The sequence below is a fragment of the Ensifer sp. Root954 genome (assembly GCF_001429005.1).
In the GTDB taxonomy this organism is placed as follows: Bacteria; Pseudomonadota; Alphaproteobacteria; order Rhizobiales; family Rhizobiaceae; genus Ensifer; species Ensifer adhaerens.
Genome location: NZ_LMJM01000042.1, coordinates 1 through 15,988 on the forward strand (window position 1 = coordinate 1; position 15,988 = coordinate 15,988).

Annotated in this window: 17 protein-coding genes and 2 pseudogenes; 1 reads left to right on the forward strand and 18 read right to left on the reverse strand. The window is 61.7% G+C overall.

Annotated features, from left to right (window positions below; translation table 11 throughout):
- Positions 1 to 239 (reverse strand): annotated as a pseudogene (locus ASE71_RS24605) (alpha/beta hydrolase); the annotation flags it as partial.
- Between the two features lie 119 nt (positions 240 to 358).
- Here ASE71_RS24605 and ASE71_RS24610 point away from each other — a divergent pair.
- The gene (locus tag ASE71_RS24610; RefSeq protein ID WP_034793840.1) at positions 359 to 1,387 is read left to right on the forward strand and encodes a GlxA family transcriptional regulator; all 1,029 of its coding nucleotides are present in this window, start codon (positions 359 to 361) and stop codon (positions 1,385 to 1,387) included.
- A 107-nt stretch (positions 1,388 to 1,494) separates the two neighbouring features.
- On the opposite strand, the gene ASE71_RS24615 is transcribed toward ASE71_RS24610, so the two are convergent.
- From ASE71_RS24615 to ASE71_RS24690, 17 genes and pseudogenes are all read right to left on the reverse strand, one after another.
- Positions 1,495 to 1,869 (reverse strand): DUF1515 family protein, encoded by a 375-nt coding sequence (locus ASE71_RS24615; RefSeq protein WP_034793518.1) that lies wholly within the window; start codon positions 1,867 to 1,869, stop codon positions 1,495 to 1,497.
- Positions 1,856 to 2,113 carry a hypothetical protein gene (locus ASE71_RS37095; RefSeq protein ID WP_082566485.1) on the reverse strand — a complete coding sequence of 86 codons (258 nt, stop codon included), beginning with the start codon at positions 2,111 to 2,113 and terminating at the stop codon, positions 1,856 to 1,858. The genes ASE71_RS24615 and ASE71_RS37095 overlap by 14 nt, the downstream gene beginning before the upstream one ends.
- A 120-nt stretch (positions 2,114 to 2,233) precedes the next feature.
- Positions 2,234 to 2,437 (reverse strand): hypothetical protein, encoded by a 204-nt coding sequence (locus ASE71_RS24625; RefSeq protein ID WP_034793500.1) that lies wholly within the window; start codon positions 2,435 to 2,437, stop codon positions 2,234 to 2,236.
- Positions 2,434 to 3,267, reverse strand: a complete 834-nt coding sequence (locus ASE71_RS24630; protein WP_060520930.1) for a hypothetical protein — start codon at positions 3,265 to 3,267, stop codon at positions 2,434 to 2,436. The genes ASE71_RS24625 and ASE71_RS24630 overlap by 4 nt, the downstream gene beginning before the upstream one ends.
- Positions 3,268 to 3,293: 26 nt before the next feature.
- Positions 3,294 to 3,782 (reverse strand): hypothetical protein, encoded by a 489-nt coding sequence (locus tag ASE71_RS24635; RefSeq protein WP_063891257.1) that lies wholly within the window; start codon positions 3,780 to 3,782, stop codon positions 3,294 to 3,296.
- Positions 3,782 to 5,470, reverse strand: coding sequence for a tail fiber protein (locus tag ASE71_RS35970; RefSeq protein ID WP_063891256.1), 1,689 nt, complete (start codon positions 5,468 to 5,470; stop codon positions 3,782 to 3,784). The genes ASE71_RS24635 and ASE71_RS35970 overlap by 1 nt, the downstream gene beginning before the upstream one ends.
- A 113-nt stretch (positions 5,471 to 5,583) precedes the next feature.
- Complete coding sequence (locus ASE71_RS24645) at positions 5,584 to 7,107, reverse strand: tail fiber domain-containing protein (RefSeq protein ID WP_060520929.1); 1,524 nt, start codon at positions 7,105 to 7,107, stop codon at positions 5,584 to 5,586.
- A gap of 5 nt (positions 7,108 to 7,112) precedes the next feature.
- Positions 7,113 to 7,559 (reverse strand): GNAT family N-acetyltransferase, encoded by a 447-nt coding sequence (locus tag ASE71_RS24650; RefSeq protein ID WP_060520928.1) that lies wholly within the window; start codon positions 7,557 to 7,559, stop codon positions 7,113 to 7,115.
- Positions 7,556 to 9,172 carry a hypothetical protein gene (locus tag ASE71_RS24655; RefSeq protein WP_060520927.1) on the reverse strand — a complete coding sequence of 539 codons (1,617 nt, stop codon included), beginning with the start codon at positions 9,170 to 9,172 and terminating at the stop codon, positions 7,556 to 7,558. Before ASE71_RS24655 ends, ASE71_RS24650 begins: the two co-directional genes overlap by 4 nt.
- Positions 9,169 to 9,771, reverse strand: coding sequence for a hypothetical protein (locus tag ASE71_RS24660; RefSeq protein WP_060520926.1), 603 nt, complete (start codon positions 9,769 to 9,771; stop codon positions 9,169 to 9,171). The genes ASE71_RS24655 and ASE71_RS24660 overlap by 4 nt, the downstream gene beginning before the upstream one ends.
- A complete protein-coding gene (locus ASE71_RS24665; RefSeq protein WP_060520925.1) occupies positions 9,768 to 10,367 on the reverse strand; it encodes a hypothetical protein in 600 nt (199 codons plus the stop codon). Before ASE71_RS24665 ends, ASE71_RS24660 begins: the two co-directional genes overlap by 4 nt.
- Positions 10,364 to 10,687, reverse strand: coding sequence for a hypothetical protein (locus ASE71_RS24670; protein ID WP_060520924.1), 324 nt, complete (start codon positions 10,685 to 10,687; stop codon positions 10,364 to 10,366). The genes ASE71_RS24665 and ASE71_RS24670 overlap by 4 nt, the downstream gene beginning before the upstream one ends.
- 3 nt (positions 10,688 to 10,690) lie before the next feature.
- Positions 10,691 to 10,858 carry a hypothetical protein gene (locus tag ASE71_RS36545; RefSeq protein ID WP_164475059.1) on the reverse strand — a complete coding sequence of 56 codons (168 nt, stop codon included), beginning with the start codon at positions 10,856 to 10,858 and terminating at the stop codon, positions 10,691 to 10,693.
- 681 nt (positions 10,859 to 11,539) lie between these two features.
- Entirely contained in the window at positions 11,540 to 12,130 is a 591-nt protein-coding gene (locus ASE71_RS24675; protein ID WP_156400751.1) for a hypothetical protein, read from the reverse strand.
- A 190-nt stretch (positions 12,131 to 12,320) separates the two neighbouring features.
- Positions 12,321 to 13,445 (reverse strand): hypothetical protein, encoded by a 1,125-nt coding sequence (locus ASE71_RS24680; protein ID WP_113544748.1) that lies wholly within the window; start codon positions 13,443 to 13,445, stop codon positions 12,321 to 12,323.
- A 576-nt stretch (positions 13,446 to 14,021) separates the two neighbouring features.
- A pseudogene (locus tag ASE71_RS24685) lies at positions 14,022 to 14,186 on the reverse strand (DUF5309 family protein); the annotation flags it as partial.
- A gap of 51 nt (positions 14,187 to 14,237) precedes the next feature.
- On the reverse strand, positions 14,238 to 15,887 hold the full coding sequence (locus ASE71_RS24690) for a hypothetical protein (protein ID WP_060520920.1): 1,650 nt from the start codon (positions 15,885 to 15,887) through the stop codon (positions 14,238 to 14,240).
- Positions 15,888 to 15,988 lie beyond the last annotated feature (101 nt).

Genomic DNA, 15,988 nt, shown 5'->3' on the forward strand with positions numbered 1-15,988 from the left:
CCCCAGTCCTTGTAATAGATCTCGACGCCATCGCGGGTGATGATGCGGCTGCCCATGGTGTTTGCTCCCTTAGTGCCGGACGCGCCGGCGGTTGTTGCGGTGTTGGATGCGGCCTTGGCCGGCGTGTTCATGGCATTGACCGCGGCTGCCGTCGCGGCAGCGCCAAAGGCGGCCGAGAGAACCGTGCGGCGGGAGATGCCGTTGGAAACGCTTGCGGAAACTGCTTTTGCCTGTGTCATTGTCCTCACCTCTTTGATCTCTGTTGCTCGGGCTTCCATTCGGCGGAAGCGATGGTTGAATTGATAAATCGGTGGGCCTAACCTCTCGACCGGCAAAGCTGACAACGATGGGGGCAGAAGTGACAAAACGACCCGAAAACGAGCCGGCGGAGATCGGCATCGTCGTCTATCCCCGCGCCCTGATGTCGGCGATCCATGGGCTGACCGACATGTTCCAGGTGGCGAGCATGCAGTCGGTGGAGCAAAGCGGCAGAGACGCGCCGCAAATCCGCATCAGCCACTGGAAACTTCAGGAAGATGGCTCGGTGTCGAAATCGCGCGACACCCACGAAGGCCCCTCCTCGGGCCTTGTGGCCCTGATCCTGCCGCCGACGCTCTCCGATCTGCCGGTCGGCGATCGCATCGGTGCCCTGCCCGCCTTCGTGCGCGAACAGCATCAACGCGGCGCGACGATCTGCTCCGTCTGCGGCGGCGCCTATCTGCTGGCAGAGTCCGGCCTCGCCACCGGTCGCACCATCACCACCCATTGGTCGCATCAGGACCTGATCTCCAACCGCTACAGCGACATCCGCGTCGACACCGACAGGCTGCTGATCGACGAAGGCGACATCATCACCGCCGGCGGCATGATGGCCTGGATCGACCTCGGCCTGAAACTCGTCGACCGGTTCCTCGGAACCGACGTCATGCTGGCAACCGCACGCTACATGATCATCGACCCCGGCGCGCGCGAGCAGAGCTATTACAGCGTCTTCGCCCCGAAGCTCGATCACGGCGACACGATCATCCTGAAGATCCAGCACTGGCTGCACGGCGCCAACACCAAGGGCGTGACGCTGCAGATGATGGCCGACCGCGCCGGTCTCGGCGACCGCACCTTCCTGCGCCGTTTCCAGAAGGCGACCGGCTTCAACCCGACCGAATATTGCCAGCGGCTACGGATCGCCAAATCCCGCGATCTGCTGGAGCGCTCACATCTCTCGATCGAGCAGGTTGCCTGGCAAAGCGGCTATGACGACACCAACGCCTATCGCAAGATCTTCCGCAAGATCCTGGGTCTCTCACCGAAGGAGTATCGCCTTCGCTTCTCGGTTTCGGAGAGCGTCCGCACTTTGGGCGCTCCGGCAAATCCGATACCGGCCGTGTGATCATCGACGGGCGAAACCCTTTAGAGCACCAAACGCAAAAAGCGCCGCGCACCCTTTCGGGTGCGCGGCGCTTTGATTAAAAGACGTAGGTCAAGCAGCCCTGAGCGCTAGGCTCTTCCGGCAATCACGAACACGATCCGCCGGATCGCTTCGGCAAAACTGACACCGAGAGCCATCGCAGCAATTCCCGTCACTCCTAGTGCGCCAATACCCATGAGCTTCCACCGCCTGACGTCATCGGTCACCGGCTTCATATCGGAGATTTCGGCACCGATAGCGGAAGCCGACGCTTCCAGTTCGTTGACCCGCTCGGCGAGTTCATCCATGCGCCGGTGAACGCTGGCTTGACTGGCGGCAGATTTATCCTCCGCCCGCCTGGCGCCATCCTCGATCCGATGAATGGACTCCTGCAGGCCGCGCATGCCGGCAACCAGTTCTCCCAACTGGCGATGAACAACGATATCGATTTCAGCCAGCGACATGATGGTCTCCCCCGTGCTTCGCGCATTCGGCCTTCGTCCAGATATCCGCGGCACAAAGGCCGACGACCGTGCGATCGATCCGGCGCTGATCCGCTGGCGATGCTCCGCGCGCGCCGACAAGATCAGTTCCGACCACGGCGCGCAGCCCGGGAGCACTGGCCGGACGCGAAGTCCCACACCCTGCCAGCATCAAGGCAGGAATCGTAATCAAGGCGCTTCCCACGAGCGCGGCTCTGAGCGTCATTGTTCTGCCTTTCGATGGCATTGGCGTAGGATCGTGCGCCGTCTGCGCGGATTTCATGAATGAGCCAGACGAGACCCGAGACGATGAGGCCGGCGATGAGAAGCTTCGGCCAGGCAAACATCATTTCGCCCAACCAAGGCGTCGCGCCAGCACGTACCAGCACTCCGAGAGAATGCCCGCACCAAGGCCGATACCCACCTCCATCAGCATCTGCACGTCGGGATCATCGGCAAGCACCAGCCCCGCCTCCGGCGCCAGCAGCCCTTTAGCCACGAGCAGCCCCGCGCCGTAGCGCAGCAGGATACGGATGACGACAGCACTCATTTCGTCCACCGCGCAAGAAACCCGGCAACCGCCTCAATGAGACGGCGCAGGCGATTGAATTTGGCCCCGTGCGAAGCGTTGACGCTTTCCATGTCGGGCGCCCTTTCGACCGAGCCTGGCCGCAGCACGACAACAACGGAGGGATCGGCCGAAGCGCTCTCGCGACCATATCCGGCCGCACGCAGCGCCGCCTCGAAGGCGCGGCCGTAGGCCTCGATCTTCGGCCCGTTCTGCCTGATATCGCCGTTGATAATCGCGCGTGAGGCGGCATAACGATAGCCGGTCGCCGCCGCCGAACGGCTATCGTCCGTGTCGAAATCAGTCAGTCGCTTGCCCGTGAAAAGCCCGTGCACCATGCCGTCGAAAAGAATGCGAATGGCCGTTGCCGGATCACAGGCACGATCCGGCATCTCCACCAGACCAAACTTGCCATAGTTCGCGCGACCGGTAATTTGCGCCAGCCCTCGCCCGCGAAAGACCCACCCGTCGTCGTCTTCGACATTGCCAAGCCGCCCGCCATAGACCCGGTTCGCAAGCTTGCGCGGATTGCCCGCGTAGGGTTCCGCGCTAGCAAGCGTCGGAAATCGCGCCGGCCATACTTGCATGAGCCGCCTTGCCGAGTAGTTCAGATTCTCCTCGACCGACCGCATTGTACCGCCGGTTTCGTGATGGACCTCGGCGAGAATTGCGGCCAGATGGCAGAGGCCTACCGCACGCCGGCGCCCCTCCAGGACGACCGCGTCCAGGCTTTCGAACTGCTTTGCAGAATAGGACTTGAATACACCCGACGCGGGATCGCGCAGGGCCGCGTAAAACGCTGCTCTGTTCATGGATTCACCTTTTGGAGATCTTCCGGTTAAAGCGCGGCGGCCGTAACCCACAGGGAATCGATCTGGGTGTCAGAAAGACCAAGCGCCGTACCAACCGTCCCGATCAGCGGGTGCAACCGGTTGAACGTGGTCGCATACTCCCACTCGATCTGAGCCTTGTCCTGATCCGAACCAGCGGGCATCCTCGCGATCGCTGCGGTCACGGTCGACGGCGAGATGTCGGCATTCACCAATCCGAGGCGGAATTGGCGGGCGGTCAGACTGGGCATCCGCTGCCGCAATTCGTCTTCCGTCGGTGGATCGGGGGGGATGTACGGTTCGATCTGGAAGCCGGGATTATCGATGAACCACTGGCGGATCAGGGGATTAACGCCGACGGTGTCATCAGGACGACTGCAGTAGTCGGTGTCGTAGGACGCGCCGAGATAATCCGTGATGTTGCAGCGGATGTTGTAGACGTCGGCCTCTTGAGTAGCTCGAACGGCATAAACCATGTTCACAGACATCGATGTCATTATGCCGTCCTCACGAAGCAATAGGTCCATGCACCCGACCCGGGCGAATCGTAGCCGCCTCGAGCACGCCAAGTTCCAGCAAGTTGCGCCCCAGCCCCGCCAAAGGCGTAGCCGTAACTGGAACTAAGATAAATCGCATGGGCGGAGTTCCTCTCTTTGATGTCCCCATTGCCCGTTTCGACCAGGATCGTATGTCCGATTGGGAAATTGGTTTCATCGCGGTTTGAGCCGGTGTAGATGCCTGCGCGAGCATTAAGAGCATCGCTCAAATAGTTGCCGAACGAGGACTGCATCGAACTGGCGAACTGAACGTTTCCATCCGCGAACAATCTGGCGTTGCCGATTTGAAGCTCTCCAAGCATCGAGATCGAGCCAGACCGAGCGTTGAGCACTATACGGCAAGCGTTGCTTGAACTATCCCAAATGCCGACACCAAACCAAGTGGACACTCGGACGTTATGTGTCGCAAAGGTCGCGTTATCCCCACTACCGCCCGTCAATCCATTGCCTGCGCCAAATGGGGTAGAGCTACTAGGAAGGAATGATGTTGCAAGAACGGCACCCGAAAATGTTGCTGTATTAGATGCGTCCCACCAGACTAAATCAGGGGCGTTGCTAACGAAACGATCGGCAGAACGTTGAATTTTGAAGTGGCCGTCGTTTAGTCCAAGCATTCGATAGCTGTGACCAACAACATTTGTATCCATCCGATATTCAGACGAACCTTGGGAACCGCCGATAAGGAATGTCTGACCGGACCAGATGGCCACACCGTTTTCGTAGACCCCATATTCCTGTTGGAAACCGCCACTCGTGTTGAAGAGCGAGAGACGGAGCGAACCGCTAGAATTCTGGTGGTAGACAAGCCCGCGATTAACGTCGGACGGCGTCCGGAACCACAAGACCCGATCGCCGGAGGATCTGGCGATAAACTCGCCGTTGGTGGTAACAACGGCGTTACCCGTGAGAACATTGGAAAATTTGGCATACCCGCCAACGACATCGCCGGTGAAGCAGTGCCCGCCGTTGGCGATGTAGGTTAGGCCACCGTTGCCTGAGGTCGCATTGCCGCCGTTGGCCAAGATGCGGGCGTCATAATCGGTCCCGGTTCCGGCTGAATGAAAATCGATGAATGGGGTATTTGCGGTATTGATTGGCCCGAGATCAATGCCTTGGTTGGGTGCGACTGTTACGAGGCCGCTTGCAGTCACGGTGCCGGCAAAGGTCTTGCCCGACATGATCGTCGGCAACCGGGCGTCAGCGAGCTTGCCAGTCGTCAGGTCCTCCGCCGACCCAGACGAAGCCACGGCTGCGAGCCCAAGCCTCGTTTTCATCGCGGCAGCGGTGGCATCACCAAGGAGATCGCGCGCAAACGGGGTTAGCGCCGTCGTTGCATAGGCATCGGTCGCCGTCGTGTAAAGAATCTGGTTCGCGACAGTTGTTTGGCCTGCGATAGACTGCAAGGCAGCGTCATAGGCCTGCACATTCGTCCCGATCTCCACACCGAGAGCGGTACGCGCCCCGCTTGCCGAGGTCGCACCGGTACCGCCGGCCGTAACCGGCCGCGGCGCATTGGCGTCGGCAGTGAGGTCGTCGATCAGCGTGTTGTAGGGCACGCTTTGGATGGTCGTATTCGGCACGCCTTTGGTGCCGGCGGGGGGCGAGTAAACGCCGCCAGTTCTGGGCATGGGGTTTCTCCAGGAAAGCGTTCCGCTGAGCACTCAGCGTTTTGTTGGAAAGGTCAGTGGACGACCGGATTCTTCAGCTGCCGGGTCTGGTCGAGTTGGCGTCTCAGCCGCCGCTAGCGCCTCTTTTGCCCAGCAGAAAACAACAGGCCATAATCAACGCGGCGCATGCCGTCCGGGCCGCGACTGACGGCATCAGGGCGGGCCTTTTCCACCTCCTGCGCCATCACGCCGAGGTGTTTCGGCCCCCGCCTCAGTTCGCTCTTGTAGCGGTACTCGTACAGAGAATGGCCATCCAACTCGCCGACCTTCTTGATGTCCTTTTTCAGCCGACGGTCTGAAGGCTTCGGCAAAGCACTAAAAATGCTCCCGAGCACACCGCTGATACCTTCTCGCTTCTGATTGTACGCCGCGACACGGTTCTGATAGTCCTGCTGAACCATCCCGGCATGATCCACCGGCTCAATCCGCTGCCCCTGCGTCGGCACAAAGTTCGGGCTGTTCACCTGCGCGCCGGAAAGCAGGCTCGAGATCTCGTTGATCGGTTGGTTGCGCTGCGCATACATCTCGTTGAGATATTGCGCCCGCGCCGCATTTTGCGCCGCGAGCTGGGCCTGCTGAGCGTTAAAGGTCTGGTCCTTCAACGTATTGTTGGCTGCCGTCGTCGACTGGCTGTTCTGGTGCATCTGCTGCAGGGTGTCGTTGCTGAAGCCCGCCGCAGCCAGCGCCTGATTGAAGTTCTGCAACTGCGCGGCATTGGCGAGCTGCATGTTGTTGGCGTTTTGGGTGTACTGCTGGTTCTGCGCCTGATTGGCGAACTGGCCGCTCTGCAGCATCTGGCCATAGGCCTGCTGCTGTGCCGAGTTCTCAAAGGAAGCCGCCTGCTGCGCGAGCCCGGCGAGACGGGATTGCTCCTGCCCTGCGTTGAGGATTGCGCCGAAGCGTGCGTCGTTCGCCTGGCGGTTCGCCTGGTCAATCGCCCGGTTATAGGCCTCGGAGCCGGGCTGCAGGCCCTGGTTGGCAAGCTGCGTCTCCAGGGCTGCGCGGTCCCGCTCGAGTTGCGGGTTCATGCGCGCCATCAGCGCATCCTCGTAGCGCTTGGTGTCGAAGTTGGTCTCGTAGTTTCGCTTGACCTCCCCCGCATTGCCGAGTGACGTCTGGATTGCACCGGCGTTCGTAACGGCCCCTTGGACGTTCCCGGAGTTCGGCAGCGTCGTCTGCAATGTCGGACCTGGGCCGTACTGTTGGTACTGCGGCAGGTTGATGGCGTTGGGGTTGCCGGCAGCAGGTGCACCGGAAAGGTCGATCGGGCGCCCCAAGAGATCGTTCAACCGCGCCGACTGGTTGTTGGCGAGCGTCGCCATGTTCTTTTCGGCGGCATCCGTCTGTTCTTTGATCGCCTGTTGTGCCGGCGAAAGTGTCTGCGTCGCCGTCCAGTTCGGCAAGTCGTAGGCCTTGCCGTTCAGCGGATCGGTCCACTTCGTTGAACCGGTCTGGGTGTAGGTCAGGCTTCCGTCCGGCGTTACCTGGTTGATGTTGCCGAGTGTGCCGTTCGCTATTGCGGTTCCGATGTTGGTTGCGGTCTGTGCCGACGCGGTTTCGCGCGGATCCGGCGGCTTCGGAGCTTTAGGTTTTCCCATGGTGCCTACCTCTGCTTGGCGGGATGGGCCCGCCAGTCGTTGTCCGTGAGTGTGAAGATAATTTCCGCTTCCGCGCGCCCGCGAAGGCGTGGAATTCGATGGGGCGAAAAACCGAAGCGTTCGGCGATTGCAATCATGCCGGCATTGCGCTCTGAGACCCTAAGAACCACCATCTGGCAGCCGATCTCATCGAAAGGGTAGCCGAACATCGCTCGGAGCACCGGGCGCGTCAGCCAGCGTTTGCTGGTCGAGGCCGCCGAAAGCTCGATGACCCCCGTCTCCGGCACATAGTTATGAAACACCACGCCGGCGACGAGCGCATCGTTTGCGAGTACGCCCATGGTGGTGAAATCGGCAAAGCCGCGCTCGCAGCCGGCGATGTGGCTGGCGACGAAATCGGCAATCGCCTGGTTCGCGTCGGGGTTAACGGCGCCACCCCAGGCGATCCTCATGCGCTCGCCTCCCCGGCTTGCACCTGCAATGTGGCAAGGTCCACTTCGAGGTCGAGCCTCACCTCACCGCCCGAAGTGACGGCGCAGCCGACCGCCAGCATGTCGCCTGCCGCGCGCACATTCTGGCGAAAGCTGTAGCGAAGCTGCTGTGTCAGAGCATCCCACACCGCCTTTTCCCATAGGCCGACATCCCATTCCGATGCAGCCGCATCGCCGATCGTGACCTGCTCGGATGGCGGGATCGTCCTGTCGAAATCGGCGCGGGCAAAGAGCCGCACCTTCGGCTTGCTTTTCGCTCGGAAAAACATGTGGGCGAGCGTAGCCCGCGCCCGCTGTCCAAATTGCGTCGCCGGCGTAAACTGCGAGAGATAGGCCGCGGTAAAGGCAAGCCCGTCATCGGTCCCGGTCGTGTCACCCTGCCAGCAAAAGCCACCGGTCGAGCCGAAGAACAACCCGCCCTGTAGGGTCTCGTAGCAGCTTGCCTCCCAGTTGCTGATCGTCGACCATCGGCCGCTCAGCACGTTGAGCACGAAAGTCGTGTCGACAACGACGCTGTTGGCGGGAAAGGCAATGAAGACGAGGTTCTGCTCCGGCCACTGTTTCATCACCCAGCCGGCGCCGGTCGCATTCGCCGCCCGCCGCCAGTCGTCTTCGATCGGCCGCGAAATCGAAACCTGGCTCAGCGCCTGGCGATCACGCTGAAACACCTGTGAGATCGGCGTCAACCCGTCGCTGGTGGCGATCAGGATATCGCCGCCGGCACGGATCCAGGCGTTTTTGCCAAGCGGCCGGCCAATCTGATAGACACCCTTCAGCGCAAAGCTGTTGGCGTCGCCGGGGTCGGATCCGGCATATACCGCCACCTCCCCCTCCGTCGAAACGAAAACGCAGAGATCGGAAAGCCCGTCGCCGCTTTCGAGCGACCAGGAAAAGCCCGTCAGCAGCGAGCCGCCTTTTTTCATCACGCCGCCGAGTGGAAACAGCTTGGCTGCGCCGCCGACCGAATTGACCGGCAGATAATAGGCGTCGAGCGTAGCGTTCTTCAGCACGAACTGCCGGTTCTTGAACAGCCAGCCGTAATTCAGCTGCGCCATCGTCGTTTCATCGGTAAAGGTGATCGCCGGCGTCGTCGTCCAGGTGCTGCCGTTGTACACCCGCCGCGGGTCGGCGCCGTTGAGGCAGACGAGAAACGAACTCCCCGCATTGGTGTGCTGGAAGGTGCACCAGTCGCCACCGGAAAGCCCCTCGACGGCGGCGGCCGTCGCCGCCGGCGGTGCGGCCGGCGATGTCATGTCGTAGATCGCCGTATCCGTCGCCATGAACAGCTTTTCGAACGAACCGTACTTGTATCTGAAGGCACTGCGGATCGTGCCGCCATCGGCCGCACGTCCGCGTTTCTGCGAGCCGCCGCGAATGCGGCAACCCACGAGCGTCGGGAGGAAATTGCGAAGGACGGTCGCCGAGCCCGGCTGTTGCGAGGCCATGTCGGCTGTCGTCACCAGACCGTTCCTGGGCGCCGGAAAGGTAATGGGTTGCGAGGTCTGCGCCCTGCCGATGCTGACGGCGCCGCGATTGCTTTGCCCGATCCTTCCGGGCTTCGGTTCAACCTTCATGAAGCCCCCCGGTCGGCGTTGATTTCCTGTAGAAGATCGGCTTCGAATTCGGCGAGGCTGTCATCGAAGGGCAGCCCCTTCTGCCGTTTCCATCGCCAGAGAATGCCCTTGGCGAGCAGACGCTCCGGAAACAGTGTCCGGTCGTCATCCGCGGTCAGCGTGTCGCGTTCCTCATGGGGATCGCCAAGCACCCAGTTCTTGGAAACGTAGTCGATGACGGCGCCCACGCCCGCCGGCGCCGGCGAAAACAGCAGCTGGTTACCGCGCAGAAAGAAGAACGGCTGCGCCGACCCTTGCCCCGTGACGACAGCCCATTGCGAACCGTTGGTGATCGGCCGGAAGCTTTCGCCGAATGCGGTCCGGACGGCGCCTCCCGGCGTCAGCCGTTGGTAGTCCGCCGGCAAGGTCATCGGCGAAATTATGGCCACCTGCTGCTTCAACAGGCGCCGCCAGTCGCCGCGACGCGAAATCTCCTCGCCGCTTTCCTGTGCCAGCGCCACCATGGTCTGTGCATTCGGATCGTTCGAGCCATAAATGCTGTCGAAACGGTCGAGCGCGACGATGTCGCAAACCTCGTTGATTGCGGAAAGCAAGGTCATGGGGTCATGCCTCCAACGGCCATTTGGGCATCGCCCCAGCGGGCGCGTTCGTCGGCAACGCCGAGACCGCCAAGCGCCGCCATCTTCAGTTGCTGTGCGGCCCCGGCCTTGCCCGCGTCGCGCTCCCAGATGGCGATCTCCTCGACGATCCCATAGAGATAGACATCCGGCGCCTTCTGGAGCAGCCAGTTGGTCGGGCTTGCGGCCGAAAGCGATGGGATTCGGGTGTAATAGGTCAGCGTCAAGCCGTAGCTGCCGGGCGGAAACGCTCTGATCCGGTTGCCGACAACCGCGTAACCGAGCGGCGCGCTGGCGCCGGCGGGGACGCTCGCAGCGAGCTGCTGCAATGCCATGGCGCGGATCGGCCGGCCGCTTGCCGTCAAGACCTGTCGTGCCTCGAGAAAGTCCGCCGGCAGAGGCGCGTCGCCGTCGATGATGCTGATCGCCACCGTCGCTTCCATCTCGCTCACACGCAGGGCCCTGTTGAGTTTCAGTTCCGCAAGTCCGACGAAGCGCGGAAAAAGATGAGCGATATCGTTGCGCCCGCTGTATTCGCCGGCATCGACAAGCAACGCGGCATAGTCGGCAATGCTCATAGTCTGCCCTCCTTGGTTCGCCAGGCGCGGTTGTCGCCATCGTTGAGGAAGCGTTTGACGAAACGGTCGTCGCCTTCGGAGTGGGCCGTCACCAGGCCCGAGGCATGTGCGATGTTGAGCGGAACCGAGGCGACGCGATGCCAATCGCCCCGCCAGATCTTGGCGGCGTTGTTGCGCACCTCCTGGTTTTCGCTCAGCAGGTTGTCGACGGGGTAGTCGACACGATAGACGTCCTTCTCCCCATCGAAGTGGTGCCACACGGTGCGGCCGGACATCCGGTCATGGTCGTAGAGCGTCCAGGCTCCGTCACGGATCACCATGGCTCACTCTCCCGGCAGCGGGTCGGCACGCTCGGCCTTCCCGGCCGCAATCAATGCCCTGGCCTCGTCAAGGCTGACGGATACGATCGAACCCGCAGGCGTGCGCTCTCCCTCCTGGAACCAAACGTCGTAAACGAGACGGACTGGAACGGACTTCTTTGCTTCGGACATCAATGTCTCCATGAAAAAAGGCAGCTCGCGAGAGCTGCCCTGGCAAAATTTGGTACTTTCTGCGGAGGAACCGGGTGCCTATCGGGCCCCGAATCCGGTGTTTGGCGTTGCGCGCTATCACGGCAGCGTGGCGGCCGGATCTTTCGGGGAAAGGCCCGCCTGCATCGTCAAGGTCATGCCCGTCCGTCAAAACCGCATAGGAGTCTGGCGGAAGCGCAAGCCCGGGCCCGGTTCGTTTTGCAGAGATGCCGTGTGCGGCGGCCCCTCCGACGCGAGGCTGCATGGTGTCCGATGCGAGGTGTGGCCGGCCAGCACCGCGTTGTCGAGGGACCGCCTTCGCGGCCGCGCGGCCAACAGTGCGAGCAGGTGGCCCGCTCAAGGGCACCCCGCGACATTTGCTAAGGCGAGGAATGGAGCACTTCGCAGCGATAGCCCCAAGGGGCTAACGTTATCCGTCTTCGCGAGAGGCCCTGTGGCGGGAATATACCGCTTGTTGCGAGCGAGGCGGTCAACGGCATCGAACCGGGCCCCACAAAGGCGTCGATCGCTATCTCGAAGAGAGGCAGGCCCGGATCAGCCTGGGCATGCGATACCAGCACCAGGGCACCCGTCCCGGCGTGCATGCCAACGCCCGTGGCAGCGACAAACAGGCGGCTCCATGTGCGCTCGTCGTTCCGCAGCCTATCGCCCGAACATCTGCTTGGCATCCGGCAGTGACACGATGTCACCCATCAGATCCAAGGTAACGATGCAAAGGACGAGCGATTGCCCCGGACTTCCTGTCGCGTTGATCATCATCGTGCGCGCCGATGCGGTGCCGTCGCGTCCGTTTCCCTCTTCGATGACGCGAAACATCGCATTGCCTTGCGCGATGAATGTCGCCGCCGGATCCCGCAGGCGAACGGCATCGACGAGGCCCTGCGGTGTCCTGTCGGTCACAAAACCCCACCACAGGGCATCCGGCGGTCCGGCGGCCTTCATCTGCGAGTACTTGAGGAGCTGAATCCCGTTGACGTCGATCGGTGCAGCAAATGTGACCGTTGCCGTTTCCGTCATGCCTTCCCCGGCAAGATCAGGCGCGGGTGAAGCGACCGCGTGCACACCGAAGGCGTTACCCTCGCGCGACAGAACCGAAAAGAACTCCGGCCCGCACCCGAGGAATGCATCGAAGACCGCCTGCGCAGAAACGTCCTTGCCGCTCGCCAGCGCCGGCATCGCATGCGCGATGATGGCAGCCGCAACCAAGCCTTTTGCGATACCACGAATTGACATCAGCCTGCGATCCCCGTGCACCGTTTGAACTCCCTCGAAAGCGCTCGAAATGACCATGCGCTCAAGCGACACTTCCCGCCCTCGTTGTAGACCATTTCGGGCAACGCCCGCAACAGCCGCGCCGGCTCCTCAGGATTTGACGAAAGATGCGCAAGCCAATGAAATGTGGCCACAGCGCGCCCTTACCCGATCAGCCCGGCCATCTCCGAAGCACGTTGACGAAGTCACCCCGGCCCGGCACCTTGTCCTGCCAAAATCGATCGCGGTCGGAGGCAGGCGGCGTCGCGGTTGAATGCGCCCTTCCCCCCGGCCACTGTTGCCTTGTCTCTCGCGTATCGCGCAGATCTCCGGCCGAAGGCGATGACGCTACCTGCTCCGGCGCCAGCCTCTCCCTGGGCGTGTCGTACCCTCGATACCCCTCCAACCCGCCGCGCATCTTCGACACGGCCGCGTGGCCGTCATACGTGAAGCCCGGATCTGCCTTTTCCGCACCGGATCCGGAGCGCATCTTGGTGATTTCGTCCTCAGGCACATATGGCACGGCGTCCTCGCCCTGCACACGCCCGACGGTCAGGGCACCGGCAATTCCGGCGCTGTTGTTCAGATGCTGCTCGCCGCCGTCTCCGTAGGGATTGAAGTTGAACTCCGCCCCGTTCAGCTTCCGACGTCTTTCGCTGATGTTTTTCTCAAGTGTTTCCGGTCCCATCTTGTAATACATGACGCCCAGCGCTTCCTGCTGTTGCGGTGTCAGCCGCTGCCACGCCGCGCTGTCGATGTTCTCAAAGAAGGGCGCGGCCTTCTTCGTCATCAACCCGGCCATGGCCAACGACGTATCAGGCTTGTCGAACTTGAGGAGATCGTCGCGCAGCGCGTCGTAGCGCCCCAGGTATTTCTTAAGCGCCAGCGGATCGTCGTCCGGGTGTTGCTCGGCATATTCATGCAGAAGATCGACGGCAGTCGAAATCCTTATATTACCGGGGCCGACATCGACCATCGCCGGGTTCCTGAGCTTTCCAAGCCAATTCTCCTCGCCGGCGCGAAGCTGATTGTAGTTCTGCTCTATCTCCTGGTGGCCAATCGGCTCCTTGTTGAAAAGGTCAACCGTTGCCAAGACGTCACCGAGCTTCTGGCCAATGGCGCCCGTCTCTTTCCAATACAGATCGGGATTGAAGCGCGTGTCATGCTCATTGGCGACCGCGCCGACAAGCAGCGCCGGCGAAATGCCCAGTATCTTGGCGATGCGATCTGCAGTGCGCGCGTTGCGCGCAACAAAATCCAGCGTTTGCGGCTGAAACTTCGACGTTGGTTCGGCCATGGCGAGCCCTTTCGAAAAAAAAATGTCGGTATCTGAGATGCGGTGGCCGCTTGCGCCTGGCCGGAGACAGCCGGTCGGTTTCCGGCCGGCAACGCGGAACCCTTCTGCGGCGGTGACGCGAAAGGAAGAGAGAGGATGGCGCCGGTGCGCGGTGACGGTCTCGCCCGCCCGTGGCGTCAATATGTGCCGACAAAGCCGGGCAAGTGAGTCAAGTCCGTTCGACCCGGTCGGCACGATCCCTCCCCGGCCGACGCCGAACGCTTCTCGTCAACGGAATTCGAAAATGAAGGGGAAGCCGGCACGCCGCGGATCGACGATTTCGACCGCCGCACTCGGCCCTTCATTTACCCGCAAAATTTGCAGAGCAATTGAGGGACAAACGCGACTGATCGTTGACGGGAATTGCATTGCGCACGTCGCCTGCTCGCCTTGTGACGCGAATGGTGACGCTCGAACGCGTCGTACAAATGCTTCGAAGTCGAAGCCGCCACCGCCTGCCCCCGCACGAAACGATGATGGCGGGGCGTTGCCCAACTGCCGCAGTACAACTGCCCGCTACCCGTGTCCTTGCTCCAGCGAGACCGAGACATGGCGGAAATTCGCGCCGTTCTGGTAACCGGTCTGCATCACCTGGTCGAGGATCGCCTTGGTGAAGGGGCGCTGCGTGCCGTCAGTCGGCGCCACCGTCAGGCCCGTGGTCGGGTTGTAGCCGCCATTGGCCCCGCCCGCCCCGTGTGAGACGCGCAATGGCGTTGGCCGAAGAGCCTATTGCCGTTCTACCGCCCCCGTGTCTCATTTCAGAAAGAGGTCGCCGGAATTCGGCGGTTCCATGCCTGATGCGAGCGGCGTCGTGCAGCCCAAGAATCCCTCGTCAAACGCGAGATCCGGAGATGGTGTGTAGCCGGTTTCGTCGGTCTCCAAGTCGAGTAGCCACCCTTTGCCGGACACACGAACGCTTCCTGTGCGCCCCTCGGCAGTGCTTTCGATTCTGCTCGCATTGACCGGTGTTTGAAAACCCCATCTCAGTTTGATGTCGCCTGCAACATTGACTCGCCGCTGAATGTATCCGGTCAGCGTGAAGCCCGAGGCATAGACCGGCTTTTCGAACGCCACACGCATTGGCGCGCGCTCTGCGTCTCCATCCTTGCGGTATGGGCCGGCGGACTCCCTGAACGCCACCTTGCCGAAGGCATTTTTTTCCTCGCCCAGGGCCTCGAAGAAATCCTGCCGGCATTGCAGCAAGGCATTGATCAACCGGTTGCCACGGCCCACCGGTGGCGGCCCAAGTTGGGCCCAGCCGAAAGTCTCGGCTCCTTCCGGCAGGCGAAAGTCCCTCGTCTCGGCTTCGTCGGGTGCGCAAGTCACCATCGCTTGCTCATCGGGGTCAAAGTAGGAACCGAGCGTAAGGTGCTGGGAAACCGGTGTGGCATCGACATCCTTCTCAACCAAACTCCAGTAATACGTAAATCGCACACCGTACTGGGCCGCGATAGCACGAGCGGCTCCATCGGGCGTCTCAGCGACCTGAAAGGCCCAGGCAAAGCGCGTCGGTTCACCAGACTGAACCGTCTTTCGTTGAAAGAACCGGACGATGCGGAGGCCACCAATCTCGACCGGGTGTTCGAATGTCACGGTTTCGTTGTAGGTGTTCTCCGCTTCGGGAATGTGAGGCGCGTTGTCCGGGCTCTCCCAAGGCTCAATCCGAACCCGCGGAAAGATGCGTCTTTCAGCCTTCAACACCTCGAAGAAAGAGGGTTTGCAGGCGACGAACGCGTCAAGAACGTGGTTGGTCTTGGCGGCTGGCCGCCTCACCGACGGAAACAGATCCTCTGCAGCCGGGAGGCGCTTCCTGCCAGTCTCCTCATCGGTCGTCAATTCCGCCATTCGATCCTTTGACGCGTCACACATTACGAGGGATCGTGAAGGGCTGCTCGCCTCCCGAACAACGATTTTTCTGTAACTGTCCTCCGGCGCAACCGATGCGTCGCCCTGTGGAACCGATTGCGCGTCGAGCTTCAGCTCGAGCGCACCGCCATCCTGGGCCACGAACCTGGCACCGGGAAGCATTCCCTCGATCGCCTTGGCCACGTCAGATACGCGCCGTTCGACCTCAAAACCCCATGCGAAGTGCGGAACAGCAATGCCAACGGCCTCAAACTGGACATAGCCGGTGAGCGGCAGGCCACCGACGTCGACCGACGCCGCGAACTCGATCGTTTCCCCTGTGACCCCGTCCGAACCGTCCGAATCGTAGGGCCCGACCACCGCTGCGCCAAAATCCGCCCTGTCACTTGCGAGAAGAGAAAAGATGTCCGCCTTGCAGGCGAGGAACGCGCCAAACACCTGCTTTGCACTAGCGGATGACGCTTGCGAAGATGCCGCTGGGATCGCCGAACTCAAGACAAACAAGGCCGCCAGGGCCGATACGCACCACCCGAACACGATCCCTCCAAGTCCAACGCCGGACGCTCTCTAATAAATGGGAAATTGAGAGTGCACGCGGGGCCGATACTCAGCGCACCGGCGAATTCAACCGGTACGCT

Excerpts from the sequence above, each read along its gene's own strand:
- ASE71_RS24615 (WP_034793518.1), bottom strand. The coding sequence starts at position 1,869 with ATGTCGCTGGCTGAAATCGATATCGTTGTTCATCGCCAGTTGGGAGAA.
- ASE71_RS37095 (WP_082566485.1), bottom strand. The coding sequence starts at position 2,113 with ATGACGCTCAGAGCCGCGCTCGTGGGAAGCGCCTTGATTACGATTCCT.
- ASE71_RS24625 (WP_034793500.1), bottom strand. The coding sequence starts at position 2,437 with ATGAGTGCTGTCGTCATCCGTATCCTGCTGCGCTACGGCGCGGGGCTG.
- ASE71_RS24630 (WP_060520930.1), bottom strand. The coding sequence starts at position 3,267 with ATGAACAGAGCAGCGTTTTACGCGGCCCTGCGCGATCCCGCGTCGGGT.
- ASE71_RS24635 (WP_063891257.1), bottom strand. The coding sequence starts at position 3,782 with ATGACATCGATGTCTGTGAACATGGTTTATGCCGTTCGAGCTACTCAA.
- ASE71_RS35970 (WP_063891256.1), bottom strand. The coding sequence starts at position 5,470 with ATGCCCAGAACTGGCGGCGTTTACTCGCCCCCCGCCGGCACCAAAGGC.
- ASE71_RS24645 (WP_060520929.1), bottom strand. The coding sequence starts at position 7,107 with ATGGGAAAACCTAAAGCTCCGAAGCCGCCGGATCCGCGCGAAACCGCG.
- ASE71_RS24650 (WP_060520928.1), bottom strand. The coding sequence starts at position 7,559 with ATGAGGATCGCCTGGGGTGGCGCCGTTAACCCCGACGCGAACCAGGCG.
- ASE71_RS24655 (WP_060520927.1), bottom strand. The coding sequence starts at position 9,172 with ATGAAGGTTGAACCGAAGCCCGGAAGGATCGGGCAAAGCAATCGCGGC.
- ASE71_RS24660 (WP_060520926.1), bottom strand. The coding sequence starts at position 9,771 with ATGACCTTGCTTTCCGCAATCAACGAGGTTTGCGACATCGTCGCGCTC.
- ASE71_RS24665 (WP_060520925.1), bottom strand. The coding sequence starts at position 10,367 with ATGAGCATTGCCGACTATGCCGCGTTGCTTGTCGATGCCGGCGAATAC.
- ASE71_RS24670 (WP_060520924.1), bottom strand. The coding sequence starts at position 10,687 with ATGGTGATCCGTGACGGAGCCTGGACGCTCTACGACCATGACCGGATG.
- ASE71_RS36545 (WP_164475059.1), bottom strand. The coding sequence starts at position 10,858 with ATGTCCGAAGCAAAGAAGTCCGTTCCAGTCCGTCTCGTTTACGACGTT.
- ASE71_RS24675 (WP_156400751.1), bottom strand. The coding sequence starts at position 12,130 with ATGTCAATTCGTGGTATCGCAAAAGGCTTGGTTGCGGCTGCCATCATC.
- ASE71_RS24680 (WP_113544748.1), bottom strand. The coding sequence starts at position 13,445 with ATGGCCGAACCAACGTCGAAGTTTCAGCCGCAAACGCTGGATTTTGTT.